We start from the raw sequence: 23,091 nt of genomic DNA, 5'->3' as shown, positions 1-23,091 counted from the left end.
AATCATGCTTTGCCATAGATAAAATAGAACGCAACAGCCATATATTAACCAGCCACCTACAATTAATTTTCACATTTAATACATATTCCTGACAGCAGCCCGCCTTACAGCAGCAGGACTCATTATTTTAAGCAGCTGAAAGCGTGGCTAAAGGCGGGGAATAGCAGATGACCAGAGGCTAACACAGAGAGGCGGTTGTTAAGTTGATCTGCCGGGAAAGCTATCTGCTTGTCCGGCAGAAAGGGACAGGCGTTATTTGCTGAGCGGAAAAAGATGGATCATGTTTGCGGCCAGCGGATAGATACCAAGCCCGCGCGTTGACTCCTTCAGTGCATCAAGGGAGGCGCCCTGCTCCGGTATTCGTCCTCCCCATATGGTGACGCCCTCAGACAGATGGTCTGGACGACCGCTACTTTCTTCGCCGATTTCAAGGGTTTCGCCATTGCCCAGCGTAATCACCAGAGAAGCTGCTTCTAAGTCCTGCACCATCCCGTTTTGGTTTTTAACCTGTACTTTCATCAATATCTCCTTGTGAAAAGCTGCGCGGTGGCAGTCTGACGACGCTGCTATTAAATTCTTCTTGCTGTCTGACTGCAAGCTTACCCTCGATTAACCAGCCAGATCCCAACCGCACACGCCTGACCGCCCTGTCGTCGCTGCTGCCACGCAACCTGTCTCGCTGCTGACTCGCCTTCATATAGCTGAAACGATTTAACTAAACGCCTCTTTTTCAGCTCTCTCTTGCTTCCGCTCTGCTTTATCGCCTGTTTATTGAGCTAAAACCTGTGATGCAGATCTGATTTATCTCATCAGGCTAATGGAAAATTGCGTCAGGTGAACCTCATCACGTTTTCGCGCGGCGGCAATTTATACTCTTGCCCGACTTGAGCTAAATCAATTCAGCAACGGGATGCATAAAAATGAAAAAGGCACTTTTAGCAGGCATGGTTATGGCGGCATTCAGTGGTCAGGCAGCAGCGCAGACGTGGGTGCTGACAGATGCTGAAGCCGGTACCGATAAGGGAAACTGGCAGATTAGCAGTAAACAGCTGAAGCTTTCTGGCGACGCCTTCAGCTTACAGCAGAAAGTCCTGCACGGCGGCAAGCAGGAAGGCTCGAAGGTACTGACTATCACCAGCCAAAACGGCCTGACTATCGCCCTGAGCCCGACGCGCGGTATGGATTTGCTGCATGTGAATGGCGATGGCGTCCGGCTGGGATGGGATTCGCCAGTCAACGAGGTGGTCAATCCGGCCTATATCAATCTTGACAGCCGCAATGGATTAGGCTGGCTGGAAGGATTCAATGAAATGATGGTGCGCTGCGGCTACGAGTGGACCGGGCATCCGGTGGTCAAAGACGGCAGGATTTATACCCTGCACGGCAAAGCAGGCAATACGCCAGCGTCCCGCGTTGAGGTCACCATCGACGAAAAGGCGCCGCATGAAATCCGCGTGCGTGGTCTGCTGAAAGAAAACACTTTTAAAAAAGCAAATCTGGAAACCTGGACCGAGCTACGTTACGTGCCCGGCGCTAAATCCTTTACCTTGCATGACGTGCTGACCAACCGCGGCGACTATCCGCATGACTATCAAATTATTTATCACAGCAACTTCGGTACGCCGATTCTGGAAAAAGATGCGCGCTTTATCGCCCCGCTGAAGTCGGTTTCGCCTTTTAACGATTATGCGAAATCCGGCCTGAAAGCATGGAACATCTACGACGCGCCGACCAAAGACTTTGATGAGATGGTGTTTAACCTGGTGCCAAAAGCGGACAGCAGCGGCAAAACGCTGGCGGCGGTGATTAACAGCAAAGGCGACAAAGGCGCCTCGATTGAGTTCGACACCCACCAGCTGCCCCTGCTGACGATGTGGAAGAACACGGATACGCTGAAACAGGGCTACGTTACCGGCATTGAGCCAGGCACCAACTACGCCTATCCGGTTACGATTGAAAAAGAACAGGGTCGCGTGAAGCAGTTAGCGCCCGGACAAAGCACCACCTTTGAGCTGACCTATACCCTGCTGAGCAGCGCCAGCGCGGTTAACGCAACCGAACAGCGCATCAGGCAGATTCAGGGCGATGAACAGCCCACGGTGGATGAGAAACCCATCGCCGTAGAGTAATGCCGGCGGGCAGATCGCCACTGCTGCGGTTTGCCCTTTCTCAACCTGCTGACCATCAAGGTCATGGTCATCCGCGATGCTGTTTAGCCTGATAGCGTTTTTGCGCGTTCTCTGCCCCTCGCCGGAGTAACAAAAAGTCCCCTGCTCAATAAAGTCCTCCTATTATTAGGTTAATTAACCGGTTATCAGATAAACCTACGCTTTTACAGGAGATTCACGATGAAAGCAGTTACGCTCAAGGCGCCCGGCGGTCTGGAAAACATTACCCTGACTGATATTGCCGACCCCGGCAGGCCTGGCAAAGGCGAAATTCGGGTGGCGATTAAAGCCAGCTCGCTAAACTTTCACGACTTGATTGTGGCCAGCGGAGAGTTCCCTACCCAGGATGGTCGCATCTTGCTGTCAGACGGCGCAGGCATTGTGGAAGAAGTGGGAGAGGGCGTTGAAGCGTTCAGAGCTGGCGATCGCGTCGTCTCGACCTTTTTCCCCCTCTGGCCGGCAGGCAAGCCGGGGCCCGCGGCAGGCAACTTTGCCCACACGCCCGGCGACGGTATCGATGGCATGGCGAGCGAATATGTTGTTCGCCCGGAAAGCGCCTTCACCCATGCGCCGCAAGGCTGGAGCCATACCGAGTCTGCAACCATCACCACGTCAGCCCTGACGGCCTGGCGCGCGCTGGTCACAGATGGTCAGCTTAAAGCGGGTGAAACGGTGCTGGTGCAGGGAACCGGCGGCGTCTCTGTCGCGGCGCTGCAAATCGCTAAAGCGATGGGCGCCAGGGTGATTGCCACCTCCTCCTCCGATGAAAAGCTCGCCGCGGTACGAGCGATGGGCGCCGATGAAACCATCAACTACAAAACCACGCCGCAATGGGGCGACAAAGCGCTCGAGCTGACGCAGGGATTCGGCGTCGACCACGTAGTGGAAGTAGGCGGCCCGGCCACCCTGAATGAATCCCTGAAAGCGGTCAAAGTCGGCGGCCATATTGCGCAGATCGGCATTCTCTCCGGCGATAAAGCGGACATCTCCGTGCTCTCCCTGCTGGCGAAGCAGGTCCAGCTTAAGGGCCTGATTGTGGCCAGCCGCCAGGACCAGGTCGATTTTGTGAAGGCGCTGGAGATCATGGGCAAGAAGCCGGTGATTGACCGCACCTTCAAATACGCCGAGCTCGGCGACGCCTTTCGTTACCAGCAGAGCGGCGCCCATCTGGGTAAAATTTGCGTCGAGTGGTGATGGCGTCGGCGATAAGGGCGCTCGCCCTTATCGCCTTCCTGTAACGGCGCCAGCACGCGCCTTTTGCCGGGTCGTGCTGGCGAGATATCCGCCTAATCCCGCGCCTTAACTCGCTTTGCCATGGGCCACGTCAGTAGGCCGCTTATCCGTGCCGAGAAAATCAGAAATAGTGAACAGGACATGAGATGACCGACTTCGATTTTCATAAGTTTCTTATTAACGACCTGCCTTATACCTTTCTTTTTGAAGTCATCATTCGCGTTTTTATTGCCTACAGCGTTGTTTTTATTTTTCTTAAAATCTCTGGCAGACGAGGCGTTCAGCAGCTGTCGCTTTTCGAGGTGGTGATTATATTGACGCTGGGTTCAGCCTCCGGCGACGTGACATTTTATGACGATGTGCCGGTGCTGCCCGTTATCATGGTTTTTATCGTTCTTCTTGCCCTTTACCGTCTGACAACCTGGGCTATGTCGCGCTCGACTACGCTGTCGACCTTAATTGAAGGACAAGTCGTTACCCTTATTTCGGAAGGGAAATATGTATCCGGTAATCTCGATAAACTCAATATTTCTGAAGATGAGTTTTTAATGGAGCTGCGGCATGCGGGCGCAGAACATCTTGGTCAGATCCGCCTGGGGCTGGTTGAAGTCGATGGTCAGCTCAGCCTCTATTTCTATAAAGATGACGATGTCGTTCCCGGCCTTTCCGTTCTGCCAGCTGCGCATCGTCCCTGCTTTACCTTAATCCCTCAGGACGGTTTATATGCCTGTAAGCGCTGCGGTCTGACCCAAGAGATGCGTACCGGCGACAAAGGCAACTGTCCGGAATGTGGTCGGGATATATGGTCGCTGGCGCTGCATTCACATCGAACATAAACAGCGGGCCGGTTGCAGTCGGTCGCCTCGTTTGCCCTCCGGCTATTCCCCCGCTACGCTTTCAGCATCCCTTTTTTAGCCAGGAGAAGCCTGTGAAACAGCTGGTAATGATTTTTTTACTCGGGCTCGGCGCGTGCGCCGTGACAGCCTGCGCGCCACGTCCGCACGACGCGCCAGCGCCGCCACATGCGCCCAGCGGGCAACAACCCCCTGGCGCGCCGGGCGGCAGCGGCCCCGTCGGTCAGCCTCAGTCATAGGATGAAAAAAGCGTAAGCATCCAGCATAACTGCCGGGCTTTGCTACGCTTTTAGTGAATACCAACTCAAAGGAGACGAACTATGTCAGGAAAAATCGAAGATACCGTTAAAGAAGTTGCTGGTGCCGCTGAGCAGCAATGGGGCGAAGCGACCGATTCACCGCGTCATCGCGTTCGCGGTGCAGCGCGTCGTTATTCCAATCAGGCGACCTACGCTGCGCGCGACGCGGCAGACACCATTAAAGACCAGGTTCAGGCCAACCCGCTTGCCGGTCTGGCGGTCGCTGCTGGCGTTGGCGTCTTCATCGGCTTCCTGCTGGGTCGTAAATAATCCAGCGCGCCTCCTCGCATCGGCGAGGAGGCTGGGAAGGGACGCCTGTCCCTTCCCTCGTCTTATCTCTCACCTTTTTAGGCTATTTCTGCGCCTGCCGCAGGATGGTCATTCGCCCTTCCAGCGCCCGCGCTATCGCTTTCTGCCGGTAAGGAGTCAGCTTGCGCCACTCTTGCGCCTCTTTACGCGTGCGTCCGCATCCTTCGCACCAGCCTGTTTTCCCGTCAAAGACGCATAAATCGATGCAGGGTGATTTTACTGCCATAAAGATCTCCAGAAGCTATTGATGCTAAGACGGGGCGACGCCCTGGCCCGTGGCGGCAGGTTGCAAACGGCTGCCGGGAGCCGTAGAATTTAGCCTGATATACTATACCCCAGTATAGATAGCGATCAACGGGAGATCCTGAATGGCGCATACCCTGAAAAATCAAAAGAGCCTGCTGACCCGCGTGCGCCGTATCAAAGGTCAGGCCGCCTCGCTGGAAACGGCGCTGGCGTCGGGCGAAGAGTGTCTGAAAGTGCTGCAGCAGGTGGCGGCGGTACGCGGGGCGATTAACGGCCTGATGAGCGAGCTGCTGGAAGGCCATATCCGCGAACACCTGATGAATGAAGAGGCGACCCCACAGGAGCGGAGTGACGATCTGGAAGAGATCGTCGCGGTTATTCGCTCCTACCTGAAATAGCCGCGCCTGCGGCTCACCCATTAACGGAAAAACCGATGCTCTGGCTTATCTCAAAATATGCGATTACCGCTTTTATGGTGGTGCTGATATCCGAAACGGCGAAGCGCAGCGATCGCCTCGGCGGGCTGCTGGCCGCCCTGCCGCTGGTCACCGTGCTGGTGCTGATCTGGATGAAGCTGGAAGGTCAGGCGCAGGAGAAGATCGCCGCTCACGCCTGGTACACCTTCTGGTATGTGGTGCCGACGCTGCCGATGTTTATTCTGTTTCCGTTCCTCTACCAGCGCACTGGCTTCTGGCCCACGCTTGGGATCTCCTGCCTTATCACCCTCGCGCTCTTTGCCCTGTGGGCGCTGCTGTTAAAACGGTTCGGCATTGAGCTGATGTAACGATTACAGCCGCTGCTGAGCATCGCTGTTTTTCAGCGTCATCAGCGCCGGTATAGTGACCAGCGCGGTGGCCATCACATACCAGGCCGGGATATCAAGATTGCCGGTCTGCTTCATCAGGCCAGTGATAATCAGGCCAGCGCAGCCAGAAAAGATGGCGTTCGACAGCGAATAGGCGAGGCCCAGCCCGGTGTAGCGCACATGGGTGGGAAACATCTCCGCCAGCATCGCCGGACCTGGCCCCGCCAGCATCCCGACGATGCCGCCGGCGACAAACACCACCAGCGCGCGCAGCGCCGTCGAGGTGGTATCCGCCTGCAACAGGTTGAGCAGCGGAAACGCGAGCAGCAGCAGCAAGACGCTGGCCGTGACCATCACGCGGCGGCGGCCGATTTTATCGCTGAGCCAGCCGGCCGGCAAAATAGCGGCCGCAAAGCCCAAATTAGAAATCACCGCGCTCAGCAGCGCCTGATTGAAGCCGGTGTGCAGCGCCGCCTGCAGATAGCTGGGCATAATTACCAGCCAGGTATAGCCCGCCGCCGACCAGAGCATTACCCGCGCAATCGCCAGCAGAATAATTTTCAGCGTTTGCGCGGCGCTCGCCTGCGGACGGGTCTGCTGATGCTGGCGAATAAAGCTCGGCGTCTCCTCCATGCTCAGCCGCAGCCACAGCGCAATCAGCCCGAGCGGCAGCGCCAGCAGGAAAGGCACGCGCCAGCCCCAGGCCAGCATTGCGTCGGGGCTGAGCAACCCCGAAAGCAGCGCCACTATTCCCGCGCCCGCCAGCAGTCCCAGCGCCACGGTAAAAGATTGCCACGCGCCGTAGAGCCCGCGCTTGTCCGGCGGCGCGAACTCGGTCATCAGCGCCACCGCGCCGCCATACTCGCCGCCCGCGAACAGCCCCTGCAGGATACGCAATCCAGTGAGGATCAGCGGCGCGGCGATGCCCAGCGCGGCGCTGGTCGGCGCCAGGCCAATCAGCGTGGTCGCCAGCGTCATCAGCAGCAGCACCGCAATCAGCGTCGGCTTGCGGCCTATCCGATCGCCGATGCGGCCAAAGATAACGGCGCCCAGCGGACGAAAGAAAAAGGCGATGGCGAAGGAGGCGTAGGTCAGGATCAGGCTGCTGAGCGCCGAGGCGCCGTGCAGCTGAAAGAAATTCTGCGCGATCAGCGTCGCGAGAAAGCCGTAAACGGCGAACTCATACCATTCGATAAAGTTGCCGACCGAACCGGCAAGCAACGCGCGTCGCTGACGCTGCGCCAGCAGTTGAGGATTTTCCACAGGCGTATCCTGGTGACGGGCCTTTTAATGGGTCAAGTATAGGATTGCGACGCGCGTTCGGCCTCAGCGCGCCGCAAAGCGACGCGGTTTTTCCATGCGAAACCCCATGCCGAGCAGCCGCCCGAAGACAAAGCGCAGGAAGGGCCATTTGCGCAGCATGCCCGGCATCGGGTTTTTCCCGCCTCCGCCCGGCCGTTTACGGCTCATTTTGATCTGCAAAAACTGGGTGGCAACGGTGGGAAACTGGCGCCGTTTCTGCACCCGGGCCAGAGCGCGCAGCGTGACTCTGCCGCGCTGGAGCGGCCGGGTCAGCAGGTTGGCGGCGGCCACCGCATCCTGTATCGCCAGGTTGACGCCGACCCCGCCGATGGGCGACATGGCGTGCGCCGCATCGCCGATGCAGAGCAGCCCGGGCCTCATCCACTTATCCAGCCGGTCGATACGAATCGACAGCAGCCGGATCTGCGACCAGTCGGCGATGGTCTCCAGCCGTCCGGCGTCGAATGGCGACACCGCGGCGATGCGCTGCTTCAGCGCCGCCAGTCCATCCTGCTGCAGCGCCTCGAACTCCCCTTTCTCGATAGTGAAGCCGCACTGCCAGTAGTCGCCGCGATCGATAACGATAAAGTTATTGCGCGGGCCGCTGTGGCCGGTGCCCATCGCGGGATCGTCAGGCTGCTTGTCGAGCCGAAACCAGATCACGTCGCGCGGCGTGCCGAAGGCGCGGCTGGTCAGCCCCGCTTGCGCTCTGACCGCCGAATGCCGCCCATCGGCGCCGATCACCAGCTGCGCGCGGATAGTCAGCGGCTGGCCGTCGCGCAGCGCGGTGACGCCGCACACCCGGTCCTGCTCGACGATCAGCTCGCTGAGCGTGGTCGAGGTCAACAGCCTGAAGCCGCGAAAGGCGGCGCACTGGTCGGCGAGAAAGTTAAGGAAATCCCACTGCGGCATAAAGGCGATAAAGCGGCAGCGCACCGGCAGGCGCGAGAAATCGGCCATCGTCACCTCTTCCCCGCCCATTTCCGCCTGCAGCTTTTCGGCGCGCTGGTGCGGCAACGCCAGCAGCTTATCCAGCAGGCCCAGATGGTGCATCACCTCCAGCGTGGAGGGATGAATGGTGTCGCCGCGAAAATCGCGCAGAAAATCGGCGTGTTTTTCAATAACGACCACCTGCAGGCCCGCGCGCGCCAGCAGGTAGCCGGTCATCAGGCCCGCCGGGCCGCCGCCGACGATGCAGCAGTCAGCGGAAAGCGTCTGTGATGGCATGGTTGCTCCTCGGTTAGTGCCTGACAGTGTAGGCCAGCTGTCAGCCATAAAGTACAGACTTATTGCAGGGATATTGCCGTCTGGCTTGAACGATCTCATCTGGCTGCCAGGCTTAAAGGTAATGTCTGTCATCCCACCGTAAGGAGAAAACATGTCGAGATTTACAGGAAAAGTGGTCGTTGTCACCGGGGCGGGATCGGGTATTGGTCAGGCTACGGCGAAACAGTTTTCCCGTGAAGGCGCCGCCGTGGTGCTGGTCGGCCGAACCGAAGAGAAGCTGCAGAAGACGCTGGCGATGCTGGCGTCAGGCGATCATCTGGTGGCGCCGTGCGACGTCGCGGAGGTCGATCAGGTTAAAGCGCTGCGCGATCGCGTGGCGGAGAAGTATGGGCGCGTCGATGTCCTCATCAATAACGCGGGCAGCGTGGTGCAGGGCCGCATTCACGAAGTGCAGCCAGATGACTGGCACAAGCTGATGAAGGTCGATCTAGACGGCGTTTACTACTGTATTCACCACTTTATGCCCGACCTGCTGAAAACCCGGGGCAACGTGGTCAATATCTCCTCGGTTTCCGGGCTTGGCGGCGACTGGGGCATGAGCGTCTACAACGCGGCGAAAGGCGCGGTGACCAACTTTACCCGTTCGCTGGCGATGGACTACGGCGCCGACGGCGTGCGCGTCAACGCCATCTGCCCTGGCCTGACTTTCACCGACCTGACGGAAGAGATGAAAAACGACGAGGCATTGATGGAACGCTTCTATGACCGCATCGCGCTGCGTCGCGCCGGCGAGCCGGACGATATCGCCAGCGCGGTGCTGTTTATCGCCAGCGACGACGCGCGCTATATCACCGGCGTCAATCTGCCGGTCGACGGCGGCATTACCGCCTCGAACGGGCAGCCGAAACAGGCATAACGCGCCACCGACGGCATCGCGCTGTGCGATGCCGCTCACCCTCAGGAGAGACTATGAACCAGGATTATCTGATTTTCGGCGCCGGCTACCACGGCGAAGTCAAAAGCTTTGCAGCGGGCCAGGTAGAAGTCGAGGTTGAGATCAAAGCGCCTGAAGAGACCGAGAGCAGCACCTCGCCGAACCGCGAGGTGCTGCAGCGCTATGTGCTGCCGGTCACGGTCATCGCGGTGGACGGCAAACGCTACAACGTCGCGACGGAAGAGAACCCCAGCGAAGATGAGGTCAAGCAGGCGGTCGAGCGCTGGCATGCGCAGCCGATTCAGGCCGACGAACTGCTGTAACCGCCCGAGGCGCGGCGTCTCGATCGATCAGACGCCCGCCTCGGCCTTTTGCATCTCCACCAGCACCAGCGGACATTTCCTCACTTTGCAGGCGTGGCTATAGGCCAGCGCACACACCGAACAGAGATCGCCCTCCGACTCATATTCATACTCCGTGAAATAACGAACGCCGGCACGCTGTGACTGCGCGGCGCGGAATGACGCTTCAGCCAGAATCACATCCAGCTCCCGGAAGGTCAGCGCGGAGGGATTATGAAATCCCACTTTGATTCGATAAGTAGCCATGGTGAGATTATTCCCGGACGGCGCGTTGGCCGCCAGACGGTAATAGTATTTGGTGTGATAGCTGCGGATTATCAGCGAGATAATCCGCAGCCTGCGCTTATGCCGCGTCGCTGGCGGCGGCTTTATCCGTTTCGCCGAAACGCTCGCGCATCAGGGTTTCAATCTGCTCCAGCGATTTACCGCGCGTCTCCGGCAGCATCAGAGCGACAAATGCCAGCGACGCTACGTTAATCGCCGCGAAAATAAAGAAGGTGCTGTTGCCCGCCAGCGCCAGCAGCGGCGGAAAGGCGAAAGCGACCGCCGCGTTGCAGATCCACTGGAAAGAGACGGCGGTGCCGGTCAGCACGCCGCGCACCTTCATCGGGAACAGCTCCGACATCAGCAGCCAGTAAACCGGCGAGATGCACATTTGCATAAAGAACAGGAACAGCATGATGCAGGCGAGCGCCAGCAGGCTCTGCGTCATGTTCTGCGGCATAAAGACCAGCACCGAGCCCAGCGCCAGCTGCGCCGCGATCACCACGCACAGCCCGGTCATCAACATCGGACGGCGGCCAAAGCGCCCTACCGCGCGGATCCCAGCCATCACCGCCAGCACCGACACCACGCCGTTGCCGATGGTGGCGGCAATGGAGGCGCTGGTGCCCATGCCGGTGGTTTTCAGAATAATCGGCGTGTAGTACATAAAGGCGTTAACGCCGGTGAACTGAATGACGATGCCCATACCGGCGCCGAGCAGCAGCAGACGCACCACCCATTTCTCGCGCAGCAGCTCGCCGGCCGACGGGCCGCGCTCCGCTGCGCGCGCCTGTTTGCGCATCTCCGCCATCTCTTTGCGCACCTCGCGCGGCGTTTCGCGCAGCTTCTTCATCACGCGCATCGCCTCTTTGATGCGCCCTTCCGCCACCAGCCAGTGCGGTGAGGCGGGAACGAAGAAGGTGCCGATAAACAGCAGCGCGCCGGGGATCATCGCCAGCGCCAGCATATAGCGCCACATTTTCGGATCGTGCAGCAGGTAGCTCATCAGCGCGCTGACCACGTAGGCGAGCAGCTGGCCAGAGACGATCATCAGCTCGTTGCGGCTCACCAGCGGCGCGCGATGGCGCGGTCCGGCGATCTCGGCGATAAACACCGGTACGGTAGAGGAGCCGCCGCCGACCGCGATGCCAAGCAGCAGTCGCATCGCCACCATTACCTCGACGTTAGGCGCAACGGCGGTGCCGATAGCGCCGGCGACGAAGACCAGCGCCAGGCTGCGCAGCGTGATGCGGCGGCCGAAGCGATCCGAGACATAGCCGCTGAGAAACGCGCCGACCGCGGCGCCGAAGATCAAGGAGGAGGTCACCAGCCCTTCGGTGAATGGGGTGAGGTCGAGACCGCCCTGCGCGGGCGGCAGCGTCATATAGGGCAGCGCGCCGGAAATAATGCCGGTGTCGTAGCCAAAGGCGAGCGCGCCCATGGTTGCCACCAGCACCACGAAAAAGAGCCGCTGGCGAACGGTATCGGCCGACGGCGCGCTGCTGTCGTTTGATTCAGGTTTATTCTGCTCCACATTCACTCCATGAGTTTTAACGTCCTGAATTTGCATATAATTTCACCAACCCAGGCAAGAGTCACAAGTATAGATGCACTTTTAGATTTGTGACGGGCATCACCTAATTTTCCCGCCACGCAGCGCGATAGCCGCTTTCCGCGCCGCGCCCCGCTCCGGCAACTCTTCCAGCGTGGACTATGATTGATTTTCGTATGGCGTCGTAGAGAGCCGGTTGCGCCACCCCGCATCCCGCGGCGGCAGGCGCGCTCTCTCCGCCGACGACGTGTCAGATACGTTTCCGTCTTACCTTTTGTTGCCTGCATCGCCGGACCTGGGCCGCGCGGTGTGGTTTATCGATCACATTTGATTCAGACGAGGTTATTGAATGGAGTCAGCATCATTTACCAAAAGCTGGGGCGCTGAATATGTCGCCAACGATGCGGTCCGCTTTCGTCTCTGGGCCCCTGGTCAACACAGCGTTAGCCTGCGTCTTGACGGCAAAGATACGCCAATGCGTCCCGCCGAGGATGGCTGGTTCGAACTGCGCACCGAGGGCGTCGCGCCCGGCAGCGAATATAATTTTGTGCTGGCCGACGGCACCGTTGTGCCCGATCCCGCCTCACGCGCGCAAAAAGATGAGGTTAACGGCCCGTCACTGGTGGTCGATCCCACGCGCTATGCCTGGCAGCATCAGGCGTGGCAAGGCCGCCCCTGGGAAGAGAGCGTGGTCTATGAGCTGCATATCGGCACCTTTACCCCGGAAGGCACCTTCCAGGCGGCAATTGAAAAGCTGCCCTGGCTGGCGGAGCTCGGCATCACCATGATTGAGGTGCTGCCGGTATCGCAGTTCGGCGGCAACCGCGGCTGGGGCTACGACGGCGTGCTGCTCTATGCGCCGCACGCCGCCTACGGCACGCCTGACGACTTCAAAGCCTTTATCGACGCCGCGCACGGTCACGGCCTTTCGGTGGTGCTGGATATCGTGCTGAACCACTTCGGCCCGGAAGGCAACTACCTGCCGCTGCTGGCGCCGGACTTTTTCCACAAAGAGCGCGTGACGCCCTGGGGCGCAGGCATTGCCTACGACGTCGACGCGGCGCGCCGCTATATCGTCGAGGCGCCGCTCTACTGGCTGCAGGAGTACCGCCTCGACGGCCTGCGCTTCGACGCCATCGACCAGATCGAAGATACGTCGGAAAAGCATGCGCTGATCGAGATCGCCGAGCGCATCCGCGCGGAGATTTCCGACCGCCCGATCCATCTCACCACCGAAGACAGCCGCAATGTGGTGTTTCTGCATCCGCGCGATGAGCAAGGCCACGCGCCGCTGTTCAGCGGCGAATGGAACGACGACTTCCACAACGCCGTTCACGTCTTCGCCACCGGCGAAACTCACGCCTATTACCAGGATTTCACCCCGCATCCGGAAAAATATGTCGCCCGCGTGCTGGCGGAAGGTTTCGCCTATCAGGGCGAGGTCTCGCCCCACAGCGGCGAGGCGCGCGGCGTCGACAGCCGTGGCCAGCCGCCTGCGGCTTTCGTCGATTTTATCCAGAACCATGACCAGGTCGGCAACCGCGCGCTGGGAGAAAGGCTGATTAGCCTTATCGGCGCCGATCGCAATAAGGTGCTGCTCGCCACGCTGCTGCTCTCGCCGCATATTCCGCTGCTGTTTATGGGCGAAGAGTATGGCGAAACCAACCCCTTCCTCTTCTTTACCGATTTTCACGGCGATCTGGCCAGGGCGGTGCGCGAAGGCCGCGCGAAGGAGTTCGCCGGTCACGCCGGACATGAAGGCGAAAGCGTGCCGGATCCCAATGCCGAAGAGACCTTTAACCGCTCGAAGCTCGACTGGCGCAAGCCGCAGAGCGACGAGGGCAAGGCCTGGCTGACGCTGTCGCGCCGCCTGCTGGCGCTGCGCCAGCAGCATATTGTGCCGCTGCTCGCCACCGCGGGCGGCCACGCCGGGCGCGTAGAGCACTGCGAGGAAGGCTTTATTCAGGTGAGCTGGCGCTTCCCCGCCGGCACGCTGTCGCTGGCGCTGAATATCGGCGAGAAGACGCAGCCGCTGCCTGAGCAACCCGGCGAAACGATTTTCGCGTGGCCGGATAACAGCCGCGATCTGCCGCAAAACGCGATCGTCGTGCGGCTGGCCAAAGGAGATGCCCAATGACTATTCCCGCTTCAACCTACCGTATTCAGTTTCGCAACGGCATGACCTTCGATCGCGCGGCGGCGCTGGTGCCCTATATTAAACGGCTCGGCATTACCCACCTCTACGCCTCGCCGATCTTTACCGCCACCAGCGGCTCGACCCACGGCTACGACGTGACCGACGCCAATGCCATCGATCCCGCTATCGGCGGCCGCGCCGGTTTCGACCGGCTGGTGGAGACGCTGAAGCAGGCGGGCCTCGAGCTGATTATCGATATCGTGCCGAACCATATGGCCGCCTCGCTGGAGAACGCCTGGTGGCGCGATGTGATTGAGCATGGCGAGCAGAGCCGCTATGCGCGCTACTTCGATATTGACTGGTCGCGCCGCCTGACGCTGCCTTTCCTGGGCGACAGCTTCGAAGCGGCGCTGGAAAACGGCGAAATCACGATAAAAGCCGATCCTGACAGCGGCAAACCGGCGTTCGCCTATTACGAAAGCTTTTATCCGCTCTCGCCGGCGAGCTGGCAGGGAGGCGAAGCCGACGTGCTGGCGCTGACCGATAAGGCGCAGATCGCGGCGCTGCACGATCGTCAGCCCTACCGGCTGATGTCGTGGCGCGACGCGCCGCGCGACCTCTCCTACCGCCGCTTTTTCGAAATCACCGGGCTGGCGGGCGTCCGGGTGGAAGATCCGCAGGTGTTCGACGACAGCCACCGGCTGATTCTTGAGCTGGTGCATTCAGGCGCGGTCAGTGGGCTGCGCGTTGATCACGTCGACGGGCTGGCCGATCCCAAAGGCTATCTCGAGCAGCTGCGCCAGCATGCGGGAGCGGATTGTTACATCACGGTAGAGAAAATCCTCGGCGAAGGCGAACAGCTTCCGGCGGACTGGCCGGTTTCCGGCACCACCGGCTATGAATTTATCGCCTCGCTCTCCGACGCGCTGGTGGATGGCCGCCAGATCGCCGCGCTGCGTCAGGCCTACGATCAGACGGTGGGCGAGCCGGTGGATATGCGCGCCCAGCTGCGCGCCGCCAAACTGCTGATGGCGGATAAAAACTTCGAAGGCGAATTCACCACCCTGCTGAAGCTGGCGGGCGCCATCGCCAGCGCCTCCGACGTCACGCTGCCGGAAAGCGATCTGCGCGCCGCGCTGCGCGAGCTGCTGGTGGCGTTTCCGGTCTATCGCAGCTACGGCACGCCGGAAGGCATGCCGCCGGAAGGCGCGGCGCTGCTGCAGCGCGTGGCGGACAAGGTGCGCCGCGACGCGCCCGGCCTCTCGCCTGCGGCGCTCGACTTTCTGCTGCGCATTATGAACGGCGAGCTCGACGCCGCCGTCGCGCAGAATGCCGCCACCTTCCGTACCCGCTTCCAGCAGCTGACCGGCCCGCTGATGGCGAAGTCGGTCGAGGATACGCTCTTTTTCCGCCAGCATATGGCGCTGGCGCTTAACGAAGTCGGCGCCGAGCCGCTGCCGCGTCCCTTCTCGCTGGCGCGCTTTCACGACGAGATGCAGATCCGCCGCGAGCGTCAGCCGGATGGTCTGACCGGCACCTCGACGCACGACACCAAGCGCGGCGAAGACGCGCGCGCGCGCCTCTATACCCTGACGGAGTCGCCGCAGCGCTGGGCGCTGCATGTGGCGCGCTGGCGGCAGATGAACCGCGGCGCGGTGGTGGCGCTCGACGGCGGCCCGGCGCCGGAGCCGGCGGTAGAGTGGATGCTTTACCAGGCGCTGGCGGGCATCTGGCCCGCCTCCGGCGCGGCGGACGCCGCTCAGCTCGCGGCGCTCGAACCGCGCTTTACCGCCTTTGTCGAAAAAGCGCTGCGCGAAGCCAAGCTGCGCACCAACTGGGCGGACGGCGATGAGGCCTACGAAACGGCGGTGCTCGACTATGCGCGCCGCCTGATCTCGCCGGATAACGCCGAGTTCCTCGCCGACTTCAGCCAGGCGCTGCTGCCCTTTATCGCCGCCGGCCTGATCAATTCCCTCAGCCAGACGGTGATCAAGCTGACCGCGCCCGGCGTGCCCGATATCTATCAGGGCAGCGAAGCGCTTAACTTCAGCCTGGTCGATCCCGATAACCGCCTGGAGCCCGACTTCGACGCGCTGCAGCGCATGCTGGACGAACGCGGCGATTTCTCCGCGCCGGAGGGATGGCAAAGCGGCCAGCTCAAACAGCAGACCATCGCCACGCTGCTGCCGCTGCGTCAGCAGTATCACGCCCTGTTCCGCCACGGCGACTATTTGCCGCTGGTGGTCAACGGCACCGAAGCCTCGCATGCGGTCGCCTTCGCCCGCGCCGATGCGCAGCACGCGCTGATCGTCGTGGTGCCGCGCCTGGCTTTCGCCCGTCAGCGCTACAGCGACGCCACCTCGATTACCCTGAAAGACCCCCTGGCGCAGCGCCGTTATCGCAACATTTTTACTGGAGAAGAGTGTGAGCTGACCGATCGGCTTAGCCTTGACGCGCTCAACAGCGGTGCGCCGCTGGTGCTGATCGGCGTCTGACAAGATGAAAAAAACAGGTGATTTAACGCGGTTGTTGTGGATAGCATTTTACTGAATGGAGAGGGATAAATGTCTGAAGCTACAGAGTTTACTATTACGTCGGGATCGGGCCAGCAGCTAGGCGCCAACTACGACGGCGAAGGGGTGAATTTCGCCATTTTTTCCGCTCACGCCGAGCGTATCGAGCTCTGTCTGTTTGATGAGAGCGGCAAGAATGAGATTGCCCGCCTGGAACTGCCGGAATTCACTCACGAAGTGTGGCACGGCTATGTGCCGGGCCTGAAGCCCGGCGCGCTTTACGGCTATCGCGTTTACGGTCCTTACGATCCAGAGAACGGACATCGCTTTAACCCCAACAAGCTGCTGATCGACCCCTATGCGCGCGAACTGGCGGGCGACATCGAGTGGAACGAGGCGCACTTCGCCTACGAGCTGCTGCATGAAGATAAAGATCTGACGTTCGACACGCGCGACAGCGCGCCTTTTATGCCCAAGTGCCGGGTCATCGATCCCAACGAGTTCGACTGGCAGGACGATAACCGCCCGAGCATCGCCTGGCCGAACACGGTGATCTACGAGACGCACGTGAAGGGGTTCACCCAGCTGAATTCGGCGCTGCCGGAAGTGCTGCGCGGCACCTATGAGGGCATGGGACATCAGGCCACGGTCGACTATATCAAAAGCCTGGGCATCACCTCGGTCGAGCTGCTGCCGGTGCACTGGTTCCCGGACGATCAGCATCTGCTGGACCGCGGGCTGAAAAACTTCTGGGGCTACAACTCCATCGGCTTTTTCGCCCCAGCGCCGCGCTACTACGGCCCGCGCGGCATTCAGGGCTTCCGCGACATGGTGCGCGCCTTCCACGACGCCGGCGTCGAGGTGATCCTCGATGTGGTTTACAACCACACGGCGGAAGGCAACGAGCTGGGGCCGACGCTCTCCTTTAAGGGCATCGACAACTTCTCCTACTACCGCACCCTGCCCGATCAGCATCGCTACTACATCAACGATACCGGCACCGGCAACACGGTGAACACCTCTCATCCGCGCGTGCTGCAGATGGTGATGGATTCGCTGCGCTACTGGGCGGAGTCGATGCATATCGACGGTTTTCGTTTCGACCTCGGCACCATTCTCGGACGCGAGCCGGAAGGCTTCGACCAGCGCGGCGGCTTCTTCGACGCCATTATGCAGGATCCGGTGCTGTCGAAGCTGAAGCTGATCGGCGAACCCTGGGATATCGGCCCCGGCGGCTATCAGGTCGGCGGCTTCCCGCCCGGCTGGGCGGAGTGGAACGATAAATACCGCGATACGGTGCGCGAATACTGGAAAGGCGATAACGTCTCGACCGACTTCGCCGCCCGCCTGCTTGGCTCCGGCGATCTCTACGATCAGCGCGGCCGCCGTCCCTGGGCGAGCGTCAACTTTATCACCGCCCACGACGGCTTCACGCTGAACGACCTGGTCTCCTACAACGAGAAGCATAACGACGAGAACGGCGAGGATAACAACGACGGCCACAACGACAACCGCTCCTACAACTACGGCGCGGAAGGCGCGACCGAAGATGAAGGCATTAACGCGGTGCGCGAGCGCCAGAAGCGCAACTTCCTCGCTACGCTCTTCTTCTCCCACGGCACGCCGATGCTGCTGGCAGGCGACGAGTTCGGCCGCAGCCAGCTGGGCAACAACAACGGCTACTGTCAGGACAGCGAGATCTCCTGGGTGCACTGGGATAACCTCCCCGCCAGCGCGGAGGCGCTGCGCGAGTTTACGCGCCACGTTATTCGCCTGCGCGCCGAGCAGCCGCTGCTGCGCCGCGAGAACTGGCGCGACGGCATGGAGATCAAGTGGTTCAACGCCGGCGGCGGCTTTCAGCAGGAAGAGCAGTGGGAGGAAGGCTCAACGCTGGGCGTCTATATTGGCCGTCCTGACCTGCAAACCGAAGAGGGCATCTGGCACGACGTGCTGATGCTGATCAACCCGTTTGAGGGCACGGTGCCGTTCCGCATTCCGCAGTTTGGCGAAGGCGGCTGGGTGCTGGAGCTGACCACCTCTGACAACGATAATCGCGGACTGGTGATTACCAAAGAGAAGGATTTCGAGCTGGAAGGACGCAGCCTGGCGCTGTTCCGTCGCCCTTAAACCGCAACGCTAACGCAAGATGCGCAGCGCCTCGCTTCGGGGCGCTGCGCTTTTTATTATTTCGGGTAGAAAAAATGACGCTTTAAATTGTGATAGTTATCACAATTCAGCACTAACGGCCAAATTGTACAGCTATATTAAAAGTTGTACATATTTAGCCGAATTTCCTTTAGCTGGCATGTAATTAGGCTTCGCTTTTTCCTGCACTCTTATTTCCGCTGCGGAAAACGGCAAATATTCATCTCAGATGTCACATTGCTAAATCGCCATTCTGCTTACATAGTTAAAGCGCATTGAAACTCTTTTAATTATTATTATTTTATACAGAGAGGAATTGATATGACTCAGCGACGTGGTGGAGCAGGTAATTTTGCCGAAAATCCCGACAGAGCGCGTGAAGCGGGTAAAAAAGGCGGGCAGATGAGCAGCGGTAATTTTAAATATAACCGCGAGCGCGCGGTCGAGGCAGGACGCGTCGGCGGTAAGCTCAGCCGCCGCTCTGCCGCAGATAAAAGCGCCAGTTAAAAATAAAATTTCGCCGGGAAATTGTTTCCCGGCGTTTATTTAGTTCACTCTTGCAGCAGCACCCTTTTATTCTACGCAACCCCTTCTTTCTTAAATAACGCCGATCTCACCCGACAGATAATTAACCGCGTTCTGTGCCACAGCCGTTGTTATTTTCCGGCGCGCGCTCCGGAAATAAGTATCGGCTGCCGTAGCTGTTCGGCTGAGACGCCAGTACCCTGCGCAGCACCTGCACGTAATCCATTACCAGACCCGGCGTCCAGGTCATGCCCTCCGCCCGGCTGCGGATCAGGCTCAGCAGCCAGAAGTCGGGATCGAGCAGCGCCGCGTAGCCGCGCACGCCGCGCAGCCCCAGCAGCCCCTCGGTAGCGACGTCCAGCGCCTGCATCACGCTGGTGGAGCAGTTGCGCGACGTCAGGTTATAGCGGCAATCCTGGCCGTGGCGCGCCCAGTAGTTGATCAGCGCCTGCTGGTTGTAATGCGGCAGCGAGAGGCGCTTGTCGGGCAGGCACCACTCTTTGATCTCGCGCTCAAGAGAGCGCTGGTGAAAGCCGGCGACGTCATTCTCTTCGCGCGCGTGCAGCATTTGCAGCACGCCGCTCAGGGAGCCGGTCATATCCTCGACCGGATAGAGGCTGACGTAGAGCGCATCGCCCATCGCCAGCGAGGTGTGGCCGGTGGAAACCTGTCCGCGATGATCGATAGCGGCGACCCAGCGGTCAAACCAGGGACGCCGTCCGGCGACGCTGCCCGACCCCAGCGGCGTCCAGATATAGATGGTAAGCGGTTCGCTGGCTGGCGCGGCGTCGCAGGGAACGTGGCGATAATCGAGCCCGTGCGGTTTACGCACCCCTTTGCGGGTAAAGAGCGGCAGCGCCGCCACGCTGGTCTCCGGCGGCAGCGCGCGGATTTGCCAGACCATCTGCAGCAGCGAGAAGGCCCAGCCCAGCAGCACCAGGGCGAATCCCATCGGGATCAGCACGCGATGGGGCAGCGGCCAGTCGGTGACGATCATCAGGCTGAGCAGCCATTCGCCGCCGCCGATCGCCAGCTTGCTGTGCCAGCGGCGACAGCGCATCAGCGCGCAGGCGATGATGCGAAAGCCACCGTCCAGCAAAAAGGCGAGCGCGAACAGCCAGGCGACGCAGCTGCCCTTCTCGTGCGGCGCGACCAGCAAAGCGGTGCCGAGCAGCAGCAGCGTCAGCGCTTTGCTCTGCGCCGCCCAGCCGCTGTCGAACCCGGTTCGCGCGCGCCAGGCCTGTATGACGCCTTCGGAGAGGAGGAAAACGCTCAGCAAACAGAGCGGAACGGAGAGCGTGCCGTGGTAAAGGCTCTCCAGCACGATGCCCGCGCTGGCGGCGAGGCAGAGCGTGCCGGCCGCCAGCAGACCTGGCCAGCTGGCGCGCAGCATCGGCCCGCCCATTAATAAAAAAAGCAATCGCAGCAAAGAGGGTGGCTCCCGTCTAAACAATCAACGTCTGGTTTGCCGGACAACATGCGCGACGGCACCGGGCGTTCCTTCTCCCCTGGGCAGGATCCTGACCTGGCGTTAGCAGTGGGTGCAGCCTACGAAATAAAGATTAGTTTTCGCTTAATTTCGCCTCGTCTTTGCGCGATACAAAAAAGGCCTGAGGCGGCATTGCGCGTCAGGCCTGGGTATTAACGTTTTGTCGCTTAGTTGCCGCGATAGGTGGAGTAGCCGTAAGGGCTAAGCAGCAGCGGGATGTGGTAGTGCTGGCTGGTGTTCTCAATGGTGAAAATCACCGGGATCTCCGGGAAAAAGGTCTTTTGCTTCACGCCGGCATAGTAGTCACCGGTTTTGAACACCACTTTATAGGTGCCCTGTTCCGCCTGTTTGCCTGCCGGATAGAGCGCGCTGATGCGACCGTTGGCGTCGGTGACGCCGGTCGCGAGCTTGACCCAGTCGCCGTTGCGGTTTTGATCCAGCTCTACCGTTACGCCAGCGGTAGGAATACCGGTTTGTAAATTCAGCACGTGAACGCTGATTGGGTTTTTCATCGCGGCAGGTTCTGCCGCCGTGGCGGAGAAAGCGAAAGCCGCCAGCGCGGCGGCACCAAACATTGACAGAGATTTCATAAGTCGTCCTTTTTTATGTTGAGGACCACAGGTTAAGCCAGCATGCGGCGCAACCTACCCATTTTCGTTGCATATCTGAAATTTCCGAGAAGCGCAGCGCAGTATATTCTCCTCCTGCTGTGGTTAATAAAAATGATTATTTAGCCTGCTTATTTCCCTGGCCCGCGCTTTTCTGACCGGTTTGATTTCAGACGCCTGCTGTGCCGCTGACGTTTTTATTTTTCCTGTCGCTCGCCGTTATGGTAATTTGGTAGCAAATATTTCCTTAAGTTGAGCGATGACCACATCCCGCATTCCCCCCGCGCCCCCCAGGGAGCGTGGCAGGCCAAGAGCTTTCGATACCGATACCGCCCTGGATAACGCCATGATCGTCTTCCGTCAGAAAGGCTTCCACGCCTCGTCGGTAGCCGATCTCAGCGAAGCCATGAATCTGACGGCGGGCAGTATCTACAAAGCTTTTAAAGACAAGCGCACCCTTTTTCTGCGCGTGTTCGAACGCTATATCAGCGTGCGCGGCGCCGACCTGCGCGCGCGCCTGCAGCACTATCCTACCGGCAGAGCGCGCATCGCCGAGCTGCTGCAGTTTTATCTCGACTCCGCCCGTGAAATTGAGGGGCGCCGCGGCTGCCTGGTGGTCGGCAGCACCGTCGAGCTGCAGAGCCTGGACGAGGAGCTTTCCGAGCTGGTGCGCCAGGCGGTGCTGCGCAACCGTAATTTTTTGATCGCGCTGGTTCGCGAAGGCCAGGAGGACGGCTCGGTCTCTGCCTCGCTGGATGCGGAGACGGCGGCGGGCCTGCTGCTCTGCGTAGCGTTCGGCATGCGCGTGGTGGGTAAAGTTCAGGATGTGACTAATGGCGCAGAAACGATTAATATGCTGCTTGGCATTCTGGATTAATTGATTCGCCCTATTAGGAAATAAGTATTTCCTAAATATATTCCGCACAGCGCGCTTTTTTTCAGGCGACCGTTCTTGCTGTGCTTTTCCCGATTAAACAGTAAAAGAGATAATGCATTCAAAATTACCCGTTCGTCATCGCCTTTCAGGAGACAGAGTGAACCACAATGAAACTGCTGATAATCAGGAAGTTTACGCTCTGCTAGGTCGTGTTGTGGCGCAACTCCTGCAGCCTGGCGAAGCCCTTCCCCTACAGGAAATCATTGGCGCGCTCTACCGTGCCGGCGCACGCGCGGAAGATCCGGAAACAGAGGCCGCCTGCGAGCGCGCCATTCGGCTGCTGGCCAGTAAATTAAACTAACGCATAGCCGTTATCCGCTTGCCTTGGGTTTAGCCTAACTCGTTGTTAATACTGATAGTGTGGTGAAGTTCAAAAATTAAACGCCAGCCTGCACAGGTAATCCTGTACAACCTTGTGCAAATTGTATAACTTTAGGCCTGGCTTAACTGATTATGTTTTAATCACACGGACTTTTAAGGGTTGTTTATGCGTCAGATCGGAGACAGGCCAACCACAGGCAGTGATATCGCCCACTATTTCAAGAAGGCGACGCTGCCGTGCGAGCAGGAAACCTTAGGTCAGATTGTGGTCGAGATCCTGCGCGCGGGTAAACAGCTCAACAGGAAAACGCTCTGCACCAAACTGCTTGCCCGCCTTGAACTGGCAGCCAGCCCGGAAGAAGAGCAGCATTATCAAAAGCTAATTAGTTTGTTATTTAAACGTTAGTTTTAATTTGCAGGCTGACCATTGCGTTCAGCTCCTGCCCGCAGCATGATTCACAGTGGAACGTGTCAGGCAGAGCATCATTGACGGACATACGCCGCAGGCGACCTAACGCAGACGGCTTGCTTCCAGTCACTCTGCCCCATCACCGGGCGAACACTGTCATAAGAGATGCGGGTATGTACAGAAGTAAGATTGAAAAACTCACAGATTATCTGATTGGCGAAGCTGTTGCCGCGCTGCTGGAGCAAAACGCCTCGATCTCCGGTGCCTCGCTGGCGAATCGCCTGAAAGCGATGGCGATGACGGAAAGCGACGGCGATCGCAAGCAGGCGCTGACGCTGGCGCTGGCGGAGATACGCCAGGAGTTTCCCTCGGCGCGCGCCGTCAGCGAACCGCCGCCGCGCAGCTATGGCGAACGCGCCCCGTCAACCGCCAAAAAACACTAACCGCTCAGG

General features: G+C 59.6%; 24 protein-coding genes. 16 read left to right on the top strand and 8 right to left on the bottom strand.

The genetic code is table 11. The features are described from left to right. Nucleotides 1-252: 252 nt before the first annotated feature. On the bottom strand, nucleotides 253-519 hold the full coding sequence (locus B3229_RS11875; RefSeq protein ID WP_286870957.1) for a hypothetical protein: 267 nt from the start codon (nucleotides 517-519) through the stop codon (nucleotides 253-255). Nucleotides 520-920: 401 nt separating this feature from the next. Between B3229_RS11875 and B3229_RS11870 the strand changes: the two genes are divergently transcribed. The 4 genes from B3229_RS11870 (at nucleotide 921) to B3229_RS11855 (ending at nucleotide 4,824) form a co-directional block, all read left to right on the top strand. Then, complete coding sequence (locus B3229_RS11870; RefSeq protein ID WP_048785195.1) at nucleotides 921-2,129, top strand: aldose 1-epimerase family protein; 1,209 nt, start codon at nucleotides 921-923, stop codon at nucleotides 2,127-2,129. A 219-nt stretch (nucleotides 2,130-2,348) separates the two neighbouring features. Further along, complete coding sequence (locus tag B3229_RS11865) at nucleotides 2,349-3,362, top strand: zinc-dependent alcohol dehydrogenase family protein (RefSeq protein WP_286870956.1); 1,014 nt, start codon at nucleotides 2,349-2,351, stop codon at nucleotides 3,360-3,362. 185 nt (nucleotides 3,363-3,547) lie between these two features. Then, a complete protein-coding gene (locus B3229_RS11860) occupies nucleotides 3,548-4,237 on the top strand; it encodes a DUF421 domain-containing protein (protein ID WP_286870954.1) in 690 nt (229 codons plus the stop codon). Between the two features lie 338 nt (nucleotides 4,238-4,575). After that, nucleotides 4,576-4,824 carry a DUF883 family protein gene (locus B3229_RS11855; RefSeq protein WP_048785201.1) on the top strand — a complete coding sequence of 83 codons (249 nt, stop codon included), beginning with the start codon at nucleotides 4,576-4,578 and terminating at the stop codon, nucleotides 4,822-4,824. Nucleotides 4,825-4,906: 82 nt separating this feature from the next. Here B3229_RS11855 and B3229_RS11850 read toward each other — a convergent pair whose 3' ends face one another. Beyond that, nucleotides 4,907-5,089 (bottom strand): DUF1289 domain-containing protein, encoded by a 183-nt coding sequence (locus B3229_RS11850; protein WP_286870951.1) that lies wholly within the window; start codon nucleotides 5,087-5,089, stop codon nucleotides 4,907-4,909. A gap of 142 nt (nucleotides 5,090-5,231) precedes the next feature. Here B3229_RS11850 and B3229_RS11845 point away from each other — a divergent pair, with 142 nt between their 5' ends. Both B3229_RS11845 and B3229_RS11840 read left to right on the top strand, forming a co-directional pair. Further along, on the top strand, nucleotides 5,232-5,507 hold the full coding sequence (locus B3229_RS11845; protein WP_286870949.1) for a metal/formaldehyde-sensitive transcriptional repressor: 276 nt from the start codon (nucleotides 5,232-5,234) through the stop codon (nucleotides 5,505-5,507). A 35-nt stretch (nucleotides 5,508-5,542) separates the two neighbouring features. Continuing rightward, nucleotides 5,543-5,893: a DUF3147 family protein gene (locus B3229_RS11840; RefSeq protein WP_048785205.1), complete on the top strand. Its 351-nt coding sequence runs from the start codon at nucleotides 5,543-5,545 to the stop codon at nucleotides 5,891-5,893. 3 nt (nucleotides 5,894-5,896) lie between these two features. On the opposite strand, the gene B3229_RS11835 is transcribed toward B3229_RS11840, so the two are convergent. Together B3229_RS11835 and B3229_RS11830 are read right to left on the bottom strand one after the other, a co-directional pair. Continuing rightward, on the bottom strand, nucleotides 5,897-7,177 hold the full coding sequence (locus B3229_RS11835) for an MFS transporter (protein WP_286870947.1): 1,281 nt from the start codon (nucleotides 7,175-7,177) through the stop codon (nucleotides 5,897-5,899). A gap of 63 nt (nucleotides 7,178-7,240) precedes the next feature. After that, nucleotides 7,241-8,443 carry an FAD-dependent oxidoreductase gene (locus tag B3229_RS11830; protein ID WP_286870945.1) on the bottom strand — a complete coding sequence of 401 codons (1,203 nt, stop codon included), beginning with the start codon at nucleotides 8,441-8,443 and terminating at the stop codon, nucleotides 7,241-7,243. A 151-nt stretch (nucleotides 8,444-8,594) separates the two neighbouring features. Between B3229_RS11830 and B3229_RS11825 the strand changes: the two genes are divergently transcribed. After that, nucleotides 8,595-9,359: an SDR family NAD(P)-dependent oxidoreductase gene (locus B3229_RS11825; protein ID WP_277269422.1), complete on the top strand. Its 765-nt coding sequence runs from the start codon at nucleotides 8,595-8,597 to the stop codon at nucleotides 9,357-9,359. Between the two features lie 53 nt (nucleotides 9,360-9,412). After that, on the top strand, nucleotides 9,413-9,700 hold the full coding sequence (locus B3229_RS11820; RefSeq protein ID WP_286870942.1) for a hypothetical protein: 288 nt from the start codon (nucleotides 9,413-9,415) through the stop codon (nucleotides 9,698-9,700). A 27-nt stretch (nucleotides 9,701-9,727) separates the two neighbouring features. Here the strand turns inward: B3229_RS11820 and B3229_RS11815 are convergent, their stop codons facing one another. Together B3229_RS11815 and B3229_RS11810 are read right to left on the bottom strand one after the other, a co-directional pair. Further along, nucleotides 9,728-9,985, bottom strand: a complete 258-nt coding sequence (locus B3229_RS11815) for a hypothetical protein (RefSeq protein ID WP_033748045.1) — start codon at nucleotides 9,983-9,985, stop codon at nucleotides 9,728-9,730. Nucleotides 9,986-10,082: 97 nt separating this feature from the next. Then, the gene (locus tag B3229_RS11810; RefSeq protein ID WP_033747826.1) at nucleotides 10,083-11,537 is read right to left on the bottom strand and encodes a sugar porter family MFS transporter; all 1,455 of its coding nucleotides are present in this window, start codon (nucleotides 11,535-11,537) and stop codon (nucleotides 10,083-10,085) included. Between the two features lie 367 nt (nucleotides 11,538-11,904). Between B3229_RS11810 and treZ the strand changes: the two genes are divergently transcribed. The 4 genes from treZ to B3229_RS11790 all read left to right on the top strand — a co-directional run bounded on the left by treZ (nucleotide 11,905) and on the right by B3229_RS11790 (nucleotide 18,857). Continuing rightward, nucleotides 11,905-13,692 carry a malto-oligosyltrehalose trehalohydrolase gene (gene treZ / locus B3229_RS11805; RefSeq protein ID WP_286870939.1) on the top strand — a complete coding sequence of 596 codons (1,788 nt, stop codon included), beginning with the start codon at nucleotides 11,905-11,907 and terminating at the stop codon, nucleotides 13,690-13,692. Next, nucleotides 13,689-16,187 carry a malto-oligosyltrehalose synthase gene (gene treY, locus B3229_RS11800; RefSeq protein WP_286870937.1) on the top strand — a complete coding sequence of 833 codons (2,499 nt, stop codon included), beginning with the start codon at nucleotides 13,689-13,691 and terminating at the stop codon, nucleotides 16,185-16,187. The genes treZ and treY overlap by 4 nt, the downstream gene beginning before the upstream one ends. 69 nt (nucleotides 16,188-16,256) lie before the next feature. After that, complete coding sequence (gene glgX, locus B3229_RS11795) at nucleotides 16,257-18,332, top strand: glycogen debranching protein GlgX (RefSeq protein WP_033747830.1); 2,076 nt, start codon at nucleotides 16,257-16,259, stop codon at nucleotides 18,330-18,332. A 339-nt stretch (nucleotides 18,333-18,671) separates the two neighbouring features. Continuing rightward, nucleotides 18,672-18,857, top strand: a complete 186-nt coding sequence (locus tag B3229_RS11790) for a general stress protein (protein WP_033747833.1) — start codon at nucleotides 18,672-18,674, stop codon at nucleotides 18,855-18,857. A 121-nt stretch (nucleotides 18,858-18,978) separates the two neighbouring features. Here the strand turns inward: B3229_RS11790 and B3229_RS11785 are convergent, their stop codons facing one another. Together B3229_RS11785 and uraH are read right to left on the bottom strand one after the other, a co-directional pair. Next, a complete protein-coding gene (locus B3229_RS11785) occupies nucleotides 18,979-20,304 on the bottom strand; it encodes a hypothetical protein (protein ID WP_286870934.1) in 1,326 nt (441 codons plus the stop codon). A gap of 227 nt (nucleotides 20,305-20,531) precedes the next feature. Next, nucleotides 20,532-20,954 (bottom strand): hydroxyisourate hydrolase, encoded by a 423-nt coding sequence (gene uraH / locus B3229_RS11780; protein WP_033747835.1) that lies wholly within the window; start codon nucleotides 20,952-20,954, stop codon nucleotides 20,532-20,534. A 277-nt stretch (nucleotides 20,955-21,231) separates the two neighbouring features. On the opposite strand from uraH, the gene B3229_RS11775 reads away from it, so the two are divergent. The 4 genes from B3229_RS11775 to B3229_RS11760 all read left to right on the top strand — a co-directional run bounded on the left by B3229_RS11775 (nucleotide 21,232) and on the right by B3229_RS11760 (nucleotide 23,082). After that, a complete protein-coding gene (locus B3229_RS11775; RefSeq protein ID WP_277269307.1) occupies nucleotides 21,232-21,849 on the top strand; it encodes a TetR/AcrR family transcriptional regulator in 618 nt (205 codons plus the stop codon). 157 nt (nucleotides 21,850-22,006) lie between these two features. Then, on the top strand, nucleotides 22,007-22,210 hold the full coding sequence (locus tag B3229_RS11770) for a hypothetical protein (protein ID WP_065426277.1): 204 nt from the start codon (nucleotides 22,007-22,009) through the stop codon (nucleotides 22,208-22,210). Nucleotides 22,211-22,396: 186 nt separating this feature from the next. Further along, the gene (ycgZ, locus tag B3229_RS11765) at nucleotides 22,397-22,636 is read left to right on the top strand and encodes a regulatory protein YcgZ (protein WP_048780989.1); all 240 of its coding nucleotides are present in this window, start codon (nucleotides 22,397-22,399) and stop codon (nucleotides 22,634-22,636) included. A 176-nt stretch (nucleotides 22,637-22,812) separates the two neighbouring features. Then, nucleotides 22,813-23,082 (top strand): hypothetical protein, encoded by a 270-nt coding sequence (locus B3229_RS11760; RefSeq protein WP_277269306.1) that lies wholly within the window; start codon nucleotides 22,813-22,815, stop codon nucleotides 23,080-23,082. Nucleotides 23,083-23,091 lie beyond the last annotated feature (9 nt).

The organism is Pantoea sp. UBA5035, assembly GCF_002415245.1.
GTDB classification, from domain to species: Bacteria; Pseudomonadota; Gammaproteobacteria; order Enterobacterales; family Enterobacteriaceae; genus Pantoea; species Pantoea septica.
The sequence above is the reverse complement of the archived record's forward strand: the minus strand, read 5'-3'. Positions and strand labels throughout refer to the sequence as shown.